This is a genomic window from Rhizobium sp. ERR 942, from assembly GCF_007828395.1.
GTDB lineage: Bacteria > Pseudomonadota > Alphaproteobacteria > Rhizobiales > Rhizobiaceae > Rhizobium > Rhizobium dioscoreae.
In genome coordinates this window covers 471,220-486,516 of sequence record NZ_VIUA01000003.1, presented here as the reverse complement: position 1 = coordinate 486,516, position 15,297 = coordinate 471,220, and the positions used below count along the sequence as shown (strand labels likewise).

Genomic DNA, 15,297 nt, shown 5'->3' with positions numbered 1-15,297 from the left:
CCCTGCCTTACCGTTCGATCGTGCCAGTGCGCCGGATCTTCTTCTGCAGCAGAAGCACGCCGTAAAGCAGTGCCTCCGCCGTGGGAGGACAGCCCGGAATATAGATGTCGATCGGAACGACACGGTCGCATCCGCGAACGACGGAATAGGAATAGTGATAGTAGCCGCCGCCGTTGGCGCAGGAACCCATCGAAATGACGTAACGCGGCTCAGGCATCTGGTCATAAACCTTGCGAAGCGCGGGCGCCATCTTGTTGGTGAGCGTGCCGGCGACGATCATGACGTCGGACTGGCGCGGCGACGCGCGCGGCGCAAAACCGAAGCGCTCCACGTCATAACGCGGCATGGAAACCTGCATCATCTCGACAGCGCAGCAGGCAAGTCCGAAAGTCATCCACATCAAGGAACCGGTACGGGCCCAGTTGATCAGCTCATCTGTGGAGGTGACCAGAAAACCCTTGTCGGCGAGCTCGTTGTTGATTTCGCCGAAGAACGGATCGTTGCTGCCGACCGGCCGGCCGGTTGCGGGATCGATGATCCCCTTCGGCTGTGGCGCCACGAGCGTCGTGTTGCTTGGGGCTACTCCCATTCCAGGGCTCCCTTCTTCCATTCATAGATAAAGCCGATGGTCAGCACCGCGAGGAACACCATCATCGACCAGAACCCGAACCAGCCGATGGCGCCGAAGGATACGGCCCACGGGAAAAGAAAGGCGACTTCCAGATCGAAGATGATGAAGAGAATCGATACGAGATAGAAGCGGATATCGAACTTCATGCGGGCGTCATCGAATGCATTGAAGCCGCATTCGTAAGCCGACAGCTTTTCCGAGTCGGGCGCCTTGAAGGCGACGGCGAACGGCGTGATCAACAGCGCCAAGCCGATTACCACGGCAATACCAATGAAAATCGCTATCGGAATATAGGAACTGAGCAGTCCAGTCATCATGTCCATCCCTGCTTGCGATCAGCGCCGGGGCGGCGCATCTGAGCAAATGCCCAGCAAGCGAAAGAGCGTTGCAACAGAGCCGTGGTTAGCGCAGGCGGAGCGCGCGCGCAAGCCTTTTGAATCTGTCTGTTAGGGTACTATCGAGCGGTAGATATCAATGTGTTGCGACGGCAACGCGACAAATCAGCGCTGGCGCGAAAAGGCTTCTTCGCAATCGCAATAAATTGATGTTTGATTGTAATGGCTTGGAGAGAATGGCGCGAGTGACGGGGCTCGAACCCGCGACCTCCGGCGTGACAGGCCGGCACTCTAACCGACTGAGCTACACCCGCGCATTGTTTGGCCTTTCAGCCGGTGCAGATCCGAAATTTGCCTTGAAATGGCGCGAGTGACGGGGCTCGAACCCGCGACCTCCGGCGTGACAGGCCGGCACTCTAACCGACTGAGCTACACCCGCATTTCATTTCAAGCATTCCAGATGCTTCCGCACCCATCAAAGCGGCCCTCGCCGTTCGATGAGCGGCTAACTACGGGGTTCGTGTTTGGGTGTCAAGCAGGTTTGAATACAAATCGATGACAGAGTGCGAATTGTTTTGGACAAGCTCGCCCGCAACTTTCCGTTCCGGCGATTTAACATGGCAGGTTCCCGCCCCACGCATTTCATTCGCGCCTGATATGCACAGGAGCAATCCAGCAAGCCTCACATCTGCTCATGTGGATGACGACGGCCGGAGAGTGTAAAATTCAAAAAAATCAAAAAATCTTCACAAACACTCTTGCGGTTTGTCGTCGTTCCGCATAGATCACGGCCACCGAACGCGGCGGGCCAACGACCCGCTTCGCAGAAGGGCGATTAGCTCAGTTGGTAGAGCGCCTCGTTTACACCGAGGATGTCGGGAGTTCGAGTCTCTCATCGCCCACCATTCTCCACATATTTGATTGTCAGTTTGAATGATCGGCGGTTGTAGGCAGCAATCACGATGAACGCCTTTGTCCGCCCGACACCTGTGGCTCAGTAGTTGCCGAGAATGATGACGGCCAGAAGCACGACGGAAACAAGCACGAGGGCTGCTATGATAACAAGCAGCTCCTTCAACATGAATCGTTCCATCTTGCTGTCATCCATCGCGTTTGCTCCCGGCAAACCGTTATCCACATTCATTCCCAGTGTCGAATCGCTGCGCTGAGTTCTGTATCAGTCCACATGTAAGTGGCCTCGTTGTCAATTTCAGCCTGAAGACCCTCGCAGGGGCAACAATTCCTCTTCCATCCCATTGCGCCTTCATTACGGCACATGAAATTTCATCGGTCGCTGCCTTGGCGGCGGCTCGATGTAGGCATCCGGCAGGTTGACCGTCCGCGACAGCAGTCTCCCCGCGATCTGCGCGGCGGCGGCGCGCGCGCCCTCGCGCGAGCAAAAGTTGCCGCGTACCTGTACCGCCGCTGCCAGCAGGCGAAAAAATGCGCTGCATAGCTCCGGCGACGGCGGTATCGGCTCCCACCAGAATCGATCCAGGCTACCTTGATCGCTCAAACCATCGATATCGTAGATCGCCGCTCCCAGCGCTTTGACCGGCTTCCCAGCCTGCAGCGCGGAAAGCGCCGCCGTCGAGTTGACCGTCACCATGCCCTGGCCGGCGGCAATCAACCGATCGAGATTGCCGCCATCGATCAGATGGATGCGAGATGACAATCCGCATGAGGCGCCTATGTGCTCGATATAGGCTCGCCAGTCCACGAGCCCGTTGTCGAGCGGATGGAGCTTTAAGACGAGATGCATATCCGGCGCGGCATGCTCCGTGAAGGAACGAAGAATCAACCGGATAGCATCCTGCTGCTGATGGAAGGGCGAGTGCGCTCGCAACTGAAAATCGGTCTGAAGCTGTAGCGGATAGACGAAGAAGCGCTTGCCGGCGGCAATCAGATCCTTGATCACACCCTCTGCCTCTCGTGCCCTCCTGCCCCTGAAAGGAAGTTTCCTCAGCCAGCCGGCGTATTCCATTAGGGGATGGTAGAGCCCGTGCCGCCGATAGCCTGGATAGAGGAACCACAGAAAGACGGTCGGGAGATAATAGGCGAGATCATAAAGGGCTTCCGCCAGGAAAGTTTGATTGTAGCGGCGTTTCCACTCCGGCTCCGGCAGCTTGGACGCTGCTTTCAATATATGGGCAGGATCGGCCGGAAAGTGCGAATTGGAGGAGAGGCCATCTCGCTCGAGCGTCACCCAGTCAGGCCGCAAATATCCCATCTCGACGACATTGACGGTGACGCCGGCACGCCGCGCCTCCTCGATGGCAACCTTATGGTAGGGGCGCTCCTCGCCGTGCAGGATCAGGTCGGTGACGTTCTCGGCCTCGATTCGCTGCCTGACATAGGCGCGCCATCTGGCAAAACCGCCGCGATAATTGGAGGCGCCGCGGCAGCGCCAAGAAATCCAATCCCCGGCATTCAAGTTGATGCGGATGCAGCGGCCGCCAGCCTTTTCCAATATCCTGGCAGTCTCAACGAACAAAGGCGAGGATGGGCCCTGCAGGAAGAGGAAGACGCGCGGGCGCGTGACCCCTTCCCCATTGGGCATCATTCCGCGACCTCGGTGGCAAGTCCGGCATAGTGCAGCAATGTGCCGATCAGATTCCAGGGCGCCTCTTCCTGCGGTGGCTGCGGCCTTTGCGAATGGGCGCGCGCGCGGCCTAACGGAACGATGACGTAATCGGTGCGCGGATCGGGGAAAGGATCGGCAAAGGCTTTCAGCAAGGGCGCATGATCACCATAGAAGAGCAGCCAGACCGGGCGATCCAGCCTGTCGAGGTGATGGGCGAGATTGCCGAGTGCATGATCGGCGCGCATCAGGAGCTCGCCATAGATATCCACCGGATTGACGAGGTCGCCGCAGCGGCCCGGCTCCCAGGGGCCATGGTTCGCCATGGATGCGACAAAGAGGAAATTCTTGCCCACGCCATCGTCGTCGATCGTCCGAATCACACTCTTGGTCAGCGAGAGATCGCTGACATAGGGTCCATCGCGTTCCGGATTGTGATCAAACTCGTCCAGCATCATCATCCGGTCGAAGCCGAGCTGCGGCAATGCCTTATGGCGAAGGAAGAATGTCTTGTCGTAGGGATGGATGAACTGCGTCTTCCAGCCCGCCTTCTTCAGCCGCGCCGGCCAGACCACATCCTTATAGTGGCTGGCGCGCAGATAGGGGTAGCTGGCATCGATATGCACATTTTCGGGCAGTAGCCCACTCAAGACGGCAAATTCGGTTCGCAGCGTATAACCACCCTCGAAGACGCTGGTCATGCGGCCCCATTGCGCGGCCTGCTCACGCAGGCGGTCGAGATTGGGAAGCTTGATATTGTCGACGCCGAAATGTCTGAGGTCGATGAAGGATTCGGATTGCCAGACGACGATGAGCGGTTCGTCTTCACCATGGTCCCAAAGCTCCTGAAGCGCCGACATGAAGCGCCCGGACAATTCCGAGACGATCGCCTCGCGCCGGACACCAACCCAGATGACGAAATGAAAGACGACGGAAGCGAATGTGCCAAACCGCACCGTATCGATCTTCACATCAACCCTACCGAGAAACTTCTGTGTGAAACGACAGACCGGTTCGCTGACGACCCTGCTGAACAGCGCGAGCCATGGCGCGAAGGCAACCACCAACATCAACATGACCCACAGCAATTGGTTCGACGAAGGCAAAACCGACGGCTCGAGATACATGTAGAGGCCGCTGAGGCCGAAAACATAAGCAAAGGCGATGATCCAGAAGACAATGTTCAGCGAAGTCGCGTAGAAGATCTCCTTGTATTTGAAGACATCTACGACGAGCGCGATGTCCGAAAAAACCAGAGGCTCACGGATAAACTCGAACTTCGCCCTCGATATGCCCGTGAAGATGACGAAGAAGCTGATGACAGCCTGCGTGCTGTAGAGCGGGCGCCAGGAGATGGCGAAGAAGGCGACATAGATCAATATGATAACCGGAATCCTCGCCGCCCAGTCGCAGGCTACCCGCCGCCAGCTTCTTTTCGGGCGATTCTCGGCGGTGACAGCAGCCGGCATTGCGAAAGGATCAGTCAGCAGGACGATGACGCAGGAAAACGCGAAGCAGGCGAGCGTCAAAAGAACTGGAAAATCATGAAGCTTCAAGATTGCGCCATCCAAATGCCCGCCGCCTCTATAACATTCTCATATCCGCGAGGAACGGGCCGCCAATTCCCTGACTTACCTTCTCTTGCACGTGTTTCACCGACAGCGCAACACCGGTAGTTGTTTCGTATTACTTATCACTATCAAAGCCTTGCTCGGCGGTATCGGCAAGACCGCGCGCCCCCTCCCCACCAAATATTTTTCGCGTCGTGCGCGAAAACCACCATAGCAGCGGCGGTTTTATCAATGGTCCGAAAAATGCAAGCGCCGTCAGCGAAAATCCGAAATGGATTCTCTGCTTGCCACGATCCAGCCCGTGGACGATTTTTGCCGCGACCGCCTCCGCGCTCCACGGTTTGACGGCCCCCATCACCACCTCCGCCTCGCGAGGCCTGAGCGAGATTTCCCGGCGATATTGCGGCGTCATCGTATCGGGCGGAAAGCAGATCGAAATCTTTACGCCCGAAGCACCAGCCTCGGCACTCAAAGCTTCGGCAAAACCCTCCAACGCAGATTTGGATGCGCAATAGGCGGTGTAGCCGAAGATACCGATCAAGGCAGCGCCCGAAGAGATCATCATGATCCGGCCGCCGCGCCGGCTCTTCATGCCTTTATAAACAGCGCGAACCGCATTGGCCGTCCCGACGACATTGATGGATATCTGCTCATCGAAAACCGATGCCGGCATTGCATCGAAGGCGCGAGGCTCGACGATACCCGCAGAAGTTATGAGGATATCACACGGACCAAGGGACGCCTCGCAAAGCTTTACCGCCTCCGCGGTCTGTTCGGCCGAGGCCACATCAGCGGAAGCCGCCCGGATGAAGGCGCCGTCGACACCGGGAAGCGCTGCGATTTCGGCGCGCGCCGCTTCGAGCCGCCCCACATCGCGGGCAAGAAGCGAAACTCGAGCGCCCCTGGCCGCATAAAGCTTCGCTACCGCCAGACCAATTCCGCTTGAACCTCCCGTGACGATAACGTGCATGAGACGACCGCCCCGAACTTATGAGCCGCCTGGAGCCTGAGCCAGGGGCAGCAGCTGCATCATCTTGTCCATATCCAGCGAGGCAAGACCGAAATTGCGGTCCTCCAAACTCTTGAGTTTTTCGGCCGTGAGCGCGACCGCCCGCCGGATCTGTTCCTCGGTGTGATTGCAGGTGATGAAGAAGCGGAGCCGCGCCATGCCTTCCGGCACCGCCGGATGGATGATAGGCAGCACATTGATGCCTTCGGCGAGCAGGTCGTTCGAAAGCTGCGCCGCACGAAGCGAATCGCCGACGATCACGGGCACCACCGAATGGCCCATGCTGAGGCCGGTATCGAGACCCGCCGCCTCTGCTTCTTCGAGAAAAAGATGGCCGTTACGCCTGAGGCGTTCGGTTCGCTCCGGTTCGGATTTGAGGATATCGAGGCCAGCAATGGCGGCGGCGGCGAGAACCGGTGAGAGACCGACGCTGTAAACGAAACCGCCGGCTTCCGCTTTTAGAATATCGGCAAGTGCGCTGCTGCCGGCAATATAGCCGCCACAGCTGGAGGTCGTCTTCGACAGCGTGCCCATCCAGATATCGACATCACGCGGATCGAGATCGAAATGCTCGAACGTGCCGCGGCCCGTCTTGCCAAGAATGCCAAGCGCATGCGCTTCGTCGACCATCAGCCAAAAACCGTAGCGCGCCCTCAATTCCAGCAGGGCCGGGAGATCGGCGATATCGCCATCCATCGAATAGATGCCTTCGACGATAACGAGGATGCGCCGAAAATCCGATGAGAGCGTCTTCAGGATATTTTCGAGATTCTCGACATCATTATGCTGAAACAGCCGGCGTGCCGCGCCGGAAAGCTTGATGCCGGCAAGCGCACTGTTATGAATGAATTCGTCGTGGATCACGAGATCCTGCGGCCCCATCAGGCAGCCGATTGCGGCAACATTGGTCAGGTAGCCGCTGACGAAGCAGACGGCGGCATCGACGCCATAGACTGCGGCGAGCCTGCGCTCGAGCTCGACGTGACCAGGTCGCTCTCCTGCCACGAGGCGACTTGCCGACGCCGAAATTCCGAAGCGGTCGATCGCTTCTTTCGCACGTGCGGCGACATGCGGATCGGTATTGGTCGCCAGATAGTCATAAGAAGCAAAATTGACGAACTCGCGCCCGCCGATGCGTGTCGTTGCTCCCGCAGCGGCATCATGCGATCGGTAGAAGGGATTGGCAACGCCAAGCAATTCCCCCGCAATGCGCTGCGTTGCGACGCGCTTGTATTCCGGCAGATCCTCGAAGCGCGTCACCTGGCGCGGCTGTGCCTGCGGTTGCCGGTTCAGCCGTTCGGTCCGATTGCGGCCGGAGGATTCGCCAACTCGGCGCATCTGTTCGAGCAGCTTGCTCTTCTTCCGCTCCGCCGGATTGCCATCATCGGCATTATACGTGGTCACTGGACGGCCCTTTTTTCCTGGTCTGAGGCATGGCTGCGCGCCAGACGCTCGACCACGCCGTCATCACCCGCTGCGTCACCATTAGCATCATCACCATTGCGATTCATGACACGATCACGCAAGCGGCTGACGACATCGCCCACGGTGGTACCCTCGCCTACGCCGCTCAGAGGAATATCGAAGCCGGTCTTCTGCTGGAAGCTCATGCCGAGCTCCATGGCCATCAGGCTATCGAGCCCGATATCCTTCAACACCTTGTCAGGCGTCACCGTGTCTTCCGTCACGCGCAAGATGGCGGCAATCTCCGCAGCGATGAGCGCATGCAGTGCGGCCTGAGCCTCCCCTTCCGACTTCCCCCTGATCAGCTCCCTGAGATCGACGTTGTCTCCCTCGTTGAAGACCTGATGACTGCCTGCATGGCGCATCAGCGGCTCGAACAGCGACCGGCCTGAGATCGGCAGCAGGCGCACGGCATTCCAATCGATCTCGGCGATCATGACCGCCGCTGCATCGATCGCGCCTCTATCCGCCAGCATATAACGCTCCACCTGCTCCAGAGCATCGCGTGCCTTCAGCGCAGCCTTGCCGATGCGCTTGGAAAGGAGATCATTGACCTCGATATTGCGGGCAAGGAAGCCCTTGTCGGCGATGGCGCCGAAACCGACGGCGAGCGCGGGCTTACCGGCAGCGCGGCGCGCACGCGCCAGGCCCTCCAAGTAGCCGTTTGCCATCACATAATTCGCCTGGCCGGGATTGCCGAGCATGGTCGTTGCCGAGGAGAACAGCAGGAAAAGCTCCAGCTTGTCGTCTCGCGTCGAGCGATCCAGGTTTTCGGCGCCACGGATCTTGACCTCGAGAACGGGACGATTGCGCTCCGGCGTCAGGTTGGCGAGCAGCGCGTCGTCCAGAACCATGGCGGCATGAACGACACCCTTCAGCGGTCCTTCGGAACGAAGCGAGGCAAGCAGCGTCTCAACCGCGGCAGCATCGGTGATATCGCAGGCATGCAGCGTCGTCACCACACCCCGCCTGGCCCAATCGGCTATCGCCTTTTTCGTTTCCGTATCGGCAATGCCTCGGCGCGAGCACAGAGCTATGCGGCGCGCACCCCTGGAAACAAGCCAATCGGCGGCGGATAGGCCGAAGCCGCCAATGCCGCCCGCAACGAGAAAAACGCCTCCGGCATCGAAACGCAGAGATTTCGCAGGCGCTCGCAAGACGCTGTCGACACGCGCAACAGGCGGGCGCACCACGATCTTGCCGATATGGCCGGCATTCTGCATCAACCGGAAAGCGTTGCCGATCTCGTCAAAAGCGAAGGCGCGATACGGCAGCGGCGTCAGCTTTTCTTCGGCGAAAAGCTGACCGATCTCCCTGAATATGCGCCGTGTCAGGTCGGGTACATTGACCAGAAGCTGATCGGCATCGATACCGAAATAGCTGACATTGCGCCGGAATGGACGCAGGCCGATCTTGCGGTCGGCGTAATAATCACGCTTGCCAAGCTCCAGGAAACGGCCAAAAGGCTTGACCAGCTCGATGCTCCGTTCCATCGCTTCCGAAAAGAGCGAATTCAGAACGAGATCGACACCCTCGCCGCCCGTAAGCCGCCGCACGCCGGAAACGAAATCCAGAGAGCGGGAATCAAGCACGTGATCGGCGCCGAGCATTTCAAGGAAGCCGCGCTTCTCGACTGTGCCGGCCGTGGCGATCACCTTCGCTCCCCTGTGCTTGGCGATCTGGAGTGCAGCCAGACCGACGCCGCCGGCAGCTCCATGGATCAGGATGGTCTCGTCAGACTGAATGCGTCCAAGCTCGACCATCGCGTAATAGGCGGTCAGAAAGGCAACCGGCACAGTGGCGGCAGCAACGGTTTCCATCTGCTCCGGCAGCTTTGTCACGCCATCGCGATGGACACGCACATGAGTCGAGAATGCTGCAGGCCCGATCCCCATCACCCTATCGCCCGGCTTGAGATCATCGACCGCATCGCCCACGGCAAGAATTCGTCCGGCGAATTCCATGCCGATCGTGGCACCGGCAAAGCCGTCTTCCAATGCTTCCTCGGGCAGAACGCCCATAGACCACATGACATCCCGAAAATTGAGGCCGGTGGCTTCGACGGAGACGACAACTTCGCCCCCGTCGGGCACGGGAAGACTCGCCTCCTCCCAGGCTACGCTGTCCAGACGCCCGCTCACATGCTGGCGGATCGTTGCTGCTGTGAAATCACTGCGGCTCGCTTCGATGGCATCGAAGGGACCAGCCACAGCTCGGACTTCCCGGACCCTTCCGGTCGCGCGATCCAGGAACCATTCCCTATTGTCCGTTTCCGCGACCATCAGGGTATCGACCACCAATAGCGCTCGACTGCCAGCCATATCGGCATCCAGCAGGTGCACGTCAAAGGCATCATATTCATTCTGCAGGACGCGTCCGAAAGCCCACAGGCCCGCATTGGCACCATCGAGAGAGCCAGCCGACAGCGGAGAGCCGCCAGGCGCCACGATGACCATTCGAGGCCGTGCTCCATCGGCGTACTGAGACAACAGGTTCGCCAATTGCGTGAAGGCGGAGAGACGTGACAACGAGAGCTCCGCTGCATCGCCGCGCTTCATATCCGCAAGATAAACGACGCGGCGCGTAGCCGGGTCAATGGCATCGAGAGCGTCGACAATATCCGGAGACGATGCGTCGAGATCGATGATCGCTATATTCTTGCCCAGCTTGCCGAGACCCTTCCGGCCTTGTTCCGACAAGATCAGGATCGGATCGACGGCTTCCGCAACAATATCCTCTGCCGGCTGCCGCTCGGAGACAGCCGACACCGTAATCAGCGCACCTTCGGGGAAAGTCTGTTCCTGGATCAGAGGCTTGGCAAAGCCCAGAGTTCCGAGGAGATCGGCAATCTGCTGGGGCGTACCGAGCCGTCCGACCGGGAATTCCGGCGACTGGCTATCGGCAAACCAGCTTTCGGAAAGACCGAAGACGAAATCATTGAAGGCGCTCGGTGCGCGATCGACGAGCAGCAGCTGCGCGCCGCTGGCGGCGACCGACCGGACCATCCGCTTGATCTCATCATTGTGGCGCATCAGATGCTGGCTCTGATCGCCGGAGACGACCACGATGTCGGCGACACGGTGATCCGTCAGCCTGGCGGGATCGGCAACGATAACATGCGCGTCACGCTCGAAAGCGATCTCCAATGCTCGACGGGCTTGCTCGCGCGGCTCAGCGATCACGAGACATGCACCTGAGGCTGCGGCGATCGTTGCCAGCTTTCGACTGAACGCAACCGATATCGAGCCGACCTCAAGAACGTGCCCGATCGGCCCGTCATTTGCCTCGATGGAGGAAGCCAATGCCTCTGCCAGCATCGAAAGCCGTCTCTGGCTCAACGGAGAATGTACAAGCACATGCTCCAACGTCGCCCCACCCGGCATATTTGCGCCCTGGGCCGCAGGCTCTCGCCCCAGCACATGCGGGCGTATCGTCGCCAGATGCTCGAGCGTCTCGCGATAGGCATCGCCAACGAGGACACTCTCGGCCACGCGCCCGGCGTCCTCGCGATAGATTTCCTGCAGCAGCTCCGCCACGGGCGGCAGCGTCGGCTCCAGGGGAACATGCCACCTGCCGTCTCCCGTCTCCGCGATGCCGGCGTCCTCCAAAATGTAGAGGCAATTGACGAGGAAAGACCTGAACTCAGGATCGCCGGGAAGGCCGGAGAATGCGACGGTACCGTTGCGGTCCGCAACCTTCAGCGCGATATTATGGCAGGCCCGATAGATCGCGGCATCAAGAAGAAGACTTGCATTGTTGAGTGCATGGTTCCCATCTGAGCTGCCGTATGATGAAATTCGCCGTCTGCCGGCGCCGGTTCTGTCTTCGCCGGCGAAAAGAGCCGAAGGCACGCCCTCGTAATGAAAAGCGACGGATTCGAGCGTTGCCCTGCGGCGCAGCTGTGTGCGGCGGAAACGGCTATCGTCAAGAACGACGACCGGCATGGCATCTGCATCGAACAGGGTGAAACGGGCCTTGATCGAATTCGCGCTGAACCGCTCGATCTCGATAACGGCTTTGACGATCGGCCTTCCCTTGCCGAAAACTCTCACGGTGCCGAAACGAACGGGAACATAGGGAGCACCGGTTTCGCCGCCGGAGAATTGATCGAACAATGCGACGAGTCCGTGAAACGCCGCATCGATCGACATGGGGTTGAGATTATAGCTGGCGAAGGGATGAGACGGCGGGGCAGCCGGTTTCAGATCCACTTCGATCGCATGATGACCGAATGCCACGGCTTTCGACAGAAGCTGGAAATGCGGGCCATAATGCAATCCGAAACGATCCGCCGTTTCGTAGGTCACGTCGGAGGTCAGCGTCGATTTGCGCTCTGTTCCCGATCGCTCGAGGGATCCGCTGTATCCCTCGCCGGCCAGCGGCTTGCGGCAACGTCCAACCACGTGAACCGCCCATTCGTCATGGCTCAGGCGTTCGCGCGACCGGATCTCGATATCTCCGGTCTCAGGCGACAGGACGGTCGACAGCTCGACCATTCGATCTTGGGACAATTCCAGCGGCCGGATGATTTCGAGATTGCCGATTTCAACCTCATCCGTCCCGTAATAGCGTTGCGCCGCCGTTACTGCGATCTCGACGAAACCACTACCTGGCATGATAGCCTTGCCGTCGACCACATGTTCAGCAAGGTCCGGGAAGAGACGGGCATCGAGATGGTTCTTCCAATTCGAACCATTAAGATCGGCGCGCCAACCGAGCAGCGTATATGGGCTCTTGCGATCCCGACCGAAGATATCGATCTCGTCCGTCGTCGGAGGGGTGCGAAGCTCCAGTGGCTCGAAAGGCAGAGACGGAAGTTTGACGAAGGCGTTGCGGGTGGCACTGCCGCGGGCACGCAGCGCAGGCGCTCCATTGGCGACTGCCCGCGCAAATGATTGCGAAACCGGATCATGGTCGGCAACAGGCGCTTCCCGTAGCAAGGTCGGTATCGCAATGATCTGAACCGATGCCTGTTTGGCGATCTCCGCCACATAGTTCGACAGGATCGGGCGCGGCGAAATCTCGATGAAGAGGTTGCATCCCATTGCCATCGCGGCCTGACAACCCGCCTTGAAGAGCACGGGATCGCGAACATTGCGCCACCAATATTGCGTGTCCAGCAGGCGCCCGTCGCGCAGTTCGCCTGTTACCGTCGAGATGAAGATTCCCGTGCCGCTATCCGGTGCGAGATCGGGCAGGTCCGCAAAAAAAGCCTCTTTGGCGCGGTCGATGATCGGATGATGGAACGGATAATTGATATCGAGAACATGCGCGACGATCTGGGATTTGCGAGCAGCGTCCCTGTAGGCCTCTATCTCATCGGCCGGACCGGAGATCGTTACCGAATTCGGAGCATTGATCGCCGCGATACATATATTGTCGAGACCTTTGGATTTCGCAAAGGCCAGCGCGGCATCCTCGCCAAGCACCACGGCAGCCATCTTGCCCTCGCCGGCGAGGAGATCCTGATGCAGCGAGCGCTTGGCGACGATTGCAACCGCTTCGGCTGCCGTCAGCGCCTTGGCGGCATAAGCGGCTGCGATTTCGCCGACCGAATGGCCGAAGACCGCATCGGGCTTGACCCCCATGGACCATAGACAATCCGAAAGAGAAGCCTGGATTGCAAACAACAGCGGCTGCGCGATCTTGGTATCGGCCAGGCGTGCGGCAAGATCGGAAGCGACGAGCACATCGGTCAGCTTCTCGCCGAGATAATATTCAAAGAGCGCGCTGAAGGACTGGAAGCACTGCCGGAAATGGCGGTTTTCCTGATAGGCACCAACACCCATTCCCGCCCATTGCGAGCCGTTGCCGGAAAAGACGAAGGCGATCTTGGCGGCCTGCGCCGGAGCTTCACCTGCCTCGCCGACTGAATTTCTGCCTGCAAGATGCGCATCGATCGCGGCAAGCACGGCCGCGCTGTCCTTAGCGCGGGCAGCAAAACGATGACGCATGGGTTCGCGATTGGCAGCAGCGGAAGCAACGATCTGACGAGCCTCCTTGGGTTCGGCAGTTTCAAGACGGGTCCTGTAGTCTTCGAGCAGCGTCGAAAGAGCGGACGCCGTATGAGCGCTGACGGCAAAAACGATCCCCTCGCCTCGGATTGGCGGCTCCGGCGGCGCGATCGGATCGGGATCGCTGACGACAACGTGAGCGTTCGTTCCGCCGAAGCCGAAAGAATTGATCCCGGCAAAGCGTGCCTGCTTGGCCGGAAGAAGCTCGATCGTTGATGTGTTGACCCGAACGTTCAATCCCTCGAAGTCGATGGACTCGTTCGGATGGTCGAAATGCAGCGAAGCCGGAAGGAAATTATTCTCAAGCGCAATCACGGCCTTCAACAGCCCGAAAAGGCCGGATGCGGGTTCGGTATGGCCGATATTCGTCTTTATGGAGCCGATCGGTACAGGCGCCCGGCGATTGCGCCCTATGACTTCGCCGATCGCCCAGATTTCGGCGGGGTCGCCGACCTTCGTTCCCGTTCCATGGCCCTCGATGAAAGCGATGCGGTTGACGTCGATATTGTGCCCCTCATAGATCGACTGAAGTAAGGCGGCCTGCGCCTCACGGGACGGCATGGAAATGCCGTTGGTGCGTCCCGAAGAATTGACCCCTACGGCATGGATCCTGGCATAGCTGCGGTCCTTCTCGCGAAGCGCAACGTCCGTCCGGCGCAGTACGATCGCCGCACCGCCCTCTGCGCGGACATAACCGCGGCCATTATCGTCATACGCGCGGCAGAGGCCTTCTGGGGAGAGCATGCGTGCCTGCGCAAACCCCACGAAGGACATGGGGTTGAGCAGGATATTGATGCCGCCGACGATTGCCGTATCGATCTCGCCGCTCTCCAGCGCCTTCACCGCCTGATCGAGGGCGACCAGCGACGACGAACAGGCCGTGTCGATCGTCATGCTCGGTCCGCGCAATCCGAATATGTGCGAGATGCGGTTGGAAACGATGGAAAGCGTGTTGCCCGTCATGAAATACGGGCTGCCCGAGGCGGGGTCTTCCAGCGTCAGATTGCCATATTCAAGGGAGGATGCCCCGACATAGACGCCGACGCGCTGCCCCTCGAATCCATCGAGCGGCAAGTTTGCATCTTCCAAAGCGCGCCAGACTATATTCAGAAGAACGCGCTGCTGCGGATCCATCTGCATCGCTTCGCGCTGGGAAAGGCCGAAAACCGCTGGATCGAAGGCGTAGACATTCTCGAAGACGCCAGCTGCAAAACTGTAAGTCTTCCCTTGAATACCAACAGCCGGATGCCAAAAGCGCGCAAGATCCCAGCGCTCCTCTGGTATGCGGCTTACGGTACAACGCCCCTCCTTGAGGACAAGCTGCAGTTCTTCAATCGAACTCGCCCCTGGGGCAACGCTTGCGCGTCCGATAATTTCAACTGTCATGTTCTCTCAGCAATACTCGAAGAAGTGCACCAAACTGCTAAATTCAATATTAGCTGCGCACGTTATTATCTGTGGTTGTTATCGACAAAAAATTTGCGTGTGCAACCATTATGCGGCAGCGCAACAACCGATGCAATATGCGATCTCTTACACCCTTCAATCCAAGTCGAAGATCGCAGCTATTGCTTGCGACGATTGTCGCGTTTTCGACAAGTCAGTTCGCGATGAATTTCCGTTGCCGACAAGGCACGATCCGTCACAATCATACAGATGTCGGCATCCGCCGACGAATAGGAACACAGGGAG

7 protein-coding genes and 3 tRNA genes are annotated in these 15,297 nt (G+C 59.0%); 1 reads left to right on the top strand and 9 read right to left on the bottom strand.

What is annotated here, in order from left to right:
- Nucleotides 1-7: 7 nt before the first annotated feature.
- The 4 genes from FBZ97_RS14970 to FBZ97_RS14955 form a co-directional block, all read right to left on the bottom strand.
- The gene (locus FBZ97_RS14970; RefSeq protein ID WP_015339504.1) at nucleotides 8-589 is read right to left on the bottom strand and encodes an NADH-quinone oxidoreductase subunit B; all 582 of its coding nucleotides are present in this window, start codon (nucleotides 587-589) and stop codon (nucleotides 8-10) included.
- Complete coding sequence (locus tag FBZ97_RS14965; RefSeq protein WP_028754004.1) at nucleotides 580-945, bottom strand: NADH-quinone oxidoreductase subunit A; 366 nt, start codon at nucleotides 943-945, stop codon at nucleotides 580-582. The genes FBZ97_RS14970 and FBZ97_RS14965 overlap by 10 nt, the downstream gene beginning before the upstream one ends.
- A gap of 258 nt (nucleotides 946-1,203) precedes the next feature.
- Nucleotides 1,204-1,280: transfer RNA gene (locus FBZ97_RS14960), tRNA-Asp, on the bottom strand.
- A gap of 48 nt (nucleotides 1,281-1,328) precedes the next feature.
- Nucleotides 1,329-1,405, bottom strand: a tRNA-Asp gene (locus tag FBZ97_RS14955).
- A gap of 390 nt (nucleotides 1,406-1,795) precedes the next feature.
- On the opposite strand from FBZ97_RS14955, the gene FBZ97_RS14950 reads away from it, so the two are divergent.
- Nucleotides 1,796-1,871 (top strand) — tRNA-Val (locus tag FBZ97_RS14950).
- 362 nt (nucleotides 1,872-2,233) lie between these two features.
- On the opposite strand, the gene FBZ97_RS14945 is transcribed toward FBZ97_RS14950, so the two are convergent.
- The 5 genes from FBZ97_RS14945 to FBZ97_RS14925 all read right to left on the bottom strand — a co-directional run bounded on the left by FBZ97_RS14945 (nucleotide 2,234) and on the right by FBZ97_RS14925 (nucleotide 14,991).
- On the bottom strand, nucleotides 2,234-3,529 hold the full coding sequence (locus FBZ97_RS14945; RefSeq protein ID WP_145320402.1) for a capsular biosynthesis protein: 1,296 nt from the start codon (nucleotides 3,527-3,529) through the stop codon (nucleotides 2,234-2,236).
- Nucleotides 3,526-5,103 carry a sulfatase-like hydrolase/transferase gene (locus FBZ97_RS14940; protein WP_145320404.1) on the bottom strand — a complete coding sequence of 526 codons (1,578 nt, stop codon included), beginning with the start codon at nucleotides 5,101-5,103 and terminating at the stop codon, nucleotides 3,526-3,528. Before FBZ97_RS14940 ends, FBZ97_RS14945 begins: the two co-directional genes overlap by 4 nt.
- Nucleotides 5,104-5,233: 130 nt before the next feature.
- Nucleotides 5,234-6,088 carry an SDR family oxidoreductase gene (locus tag FBZ97_RS14935; RefSeq protein WP_145320407.1) on the bottom strand — a complete coding sequence of 285 codons (855 nt, stop codon included), beginning with the start codon at nucleotides 6,086-6,088 and terminating at the stop codon, nucleotides 5,234-5,236.
- Between the two features lie 18 nt (nucleotides 6,089-6,106).
- Nucleotides 6,107-7,465 (bottom strand): aminotransferase class I/II-fold pyridoxal phosphate-dependent enzyme, encoded by a 1,359-nt coding sequence (locus FBZ97_RS14930; protein ID WP_246661783.1) that lies wholly within the window; start codon nucleotides 7,463-7,465, stop codon nucleotides 6,107-6,109.
- A gap of 62 nt (nucleotides 7,466-7,527) precedes the next feature.
- The gene (locus FBZ97_RS14925; protein ID WP_145320413.1) at nucleotides 7,528-14,991 is read right to left on the bottom strand and encodes a type I polyketide synthase; all 7,464 of its coding nucleotides are present in this window, start codon (nucleotides 14,989-14,991) and stop codon (nucleotides 7,528-7,530) included.
- Nucleotides 14,992-15,297: the final 306 nt, after the last annotated feature.

Excerpts from the sequence above, each read along its gene's own strand:
- FBZ97_RS14970 (WP_015339504.1), bottom strand. The coding sequence starts at position 589 with ATGGGAGTAGCCCCAAGCAACACGACGCTCGTGGCGCCACAGCCGAAG.
- FBZ97_RS14965 (WP_028754004.1), bottom strand. The coding sequence starts at position 945 with ATGACTGGACTGCTCAGTTCCTATATTCCGATAGCGATTTTCATTGGT.
- FBZ97_RS14945 (WP_145320402.1), bottom strand. The coding sequence starts at position 3,529 with ATGATGCCCAATGGGGAAGGGGTCACGCGCCCGCGCGTCTTCCTCTTC.
- FBZ97_RS14935 (WP_145320407.1), bottom strand. The coding sequence starts at position 6,088 with ATGCACGTTATCGTCACGGGAGGTTCAAGCGGAATTGGTCTGGCGGTA.
- FBZ97_RS14930 (WP_246661783.1), bottom strand. The coding sequence starts at position 7,465 with ATGCGCCGAGTTGGCGAATCCTCCGGCCGCAATCGGACCGAACGGCTG.
- FBZ97_RS14925 (WP_145320413.1), bottom strand. The coding sequence starts at position 14,991 with ATGACAGTTGAAATTATCGGACGCGCAAGCGTTGCCCCAGGGGCGAGT.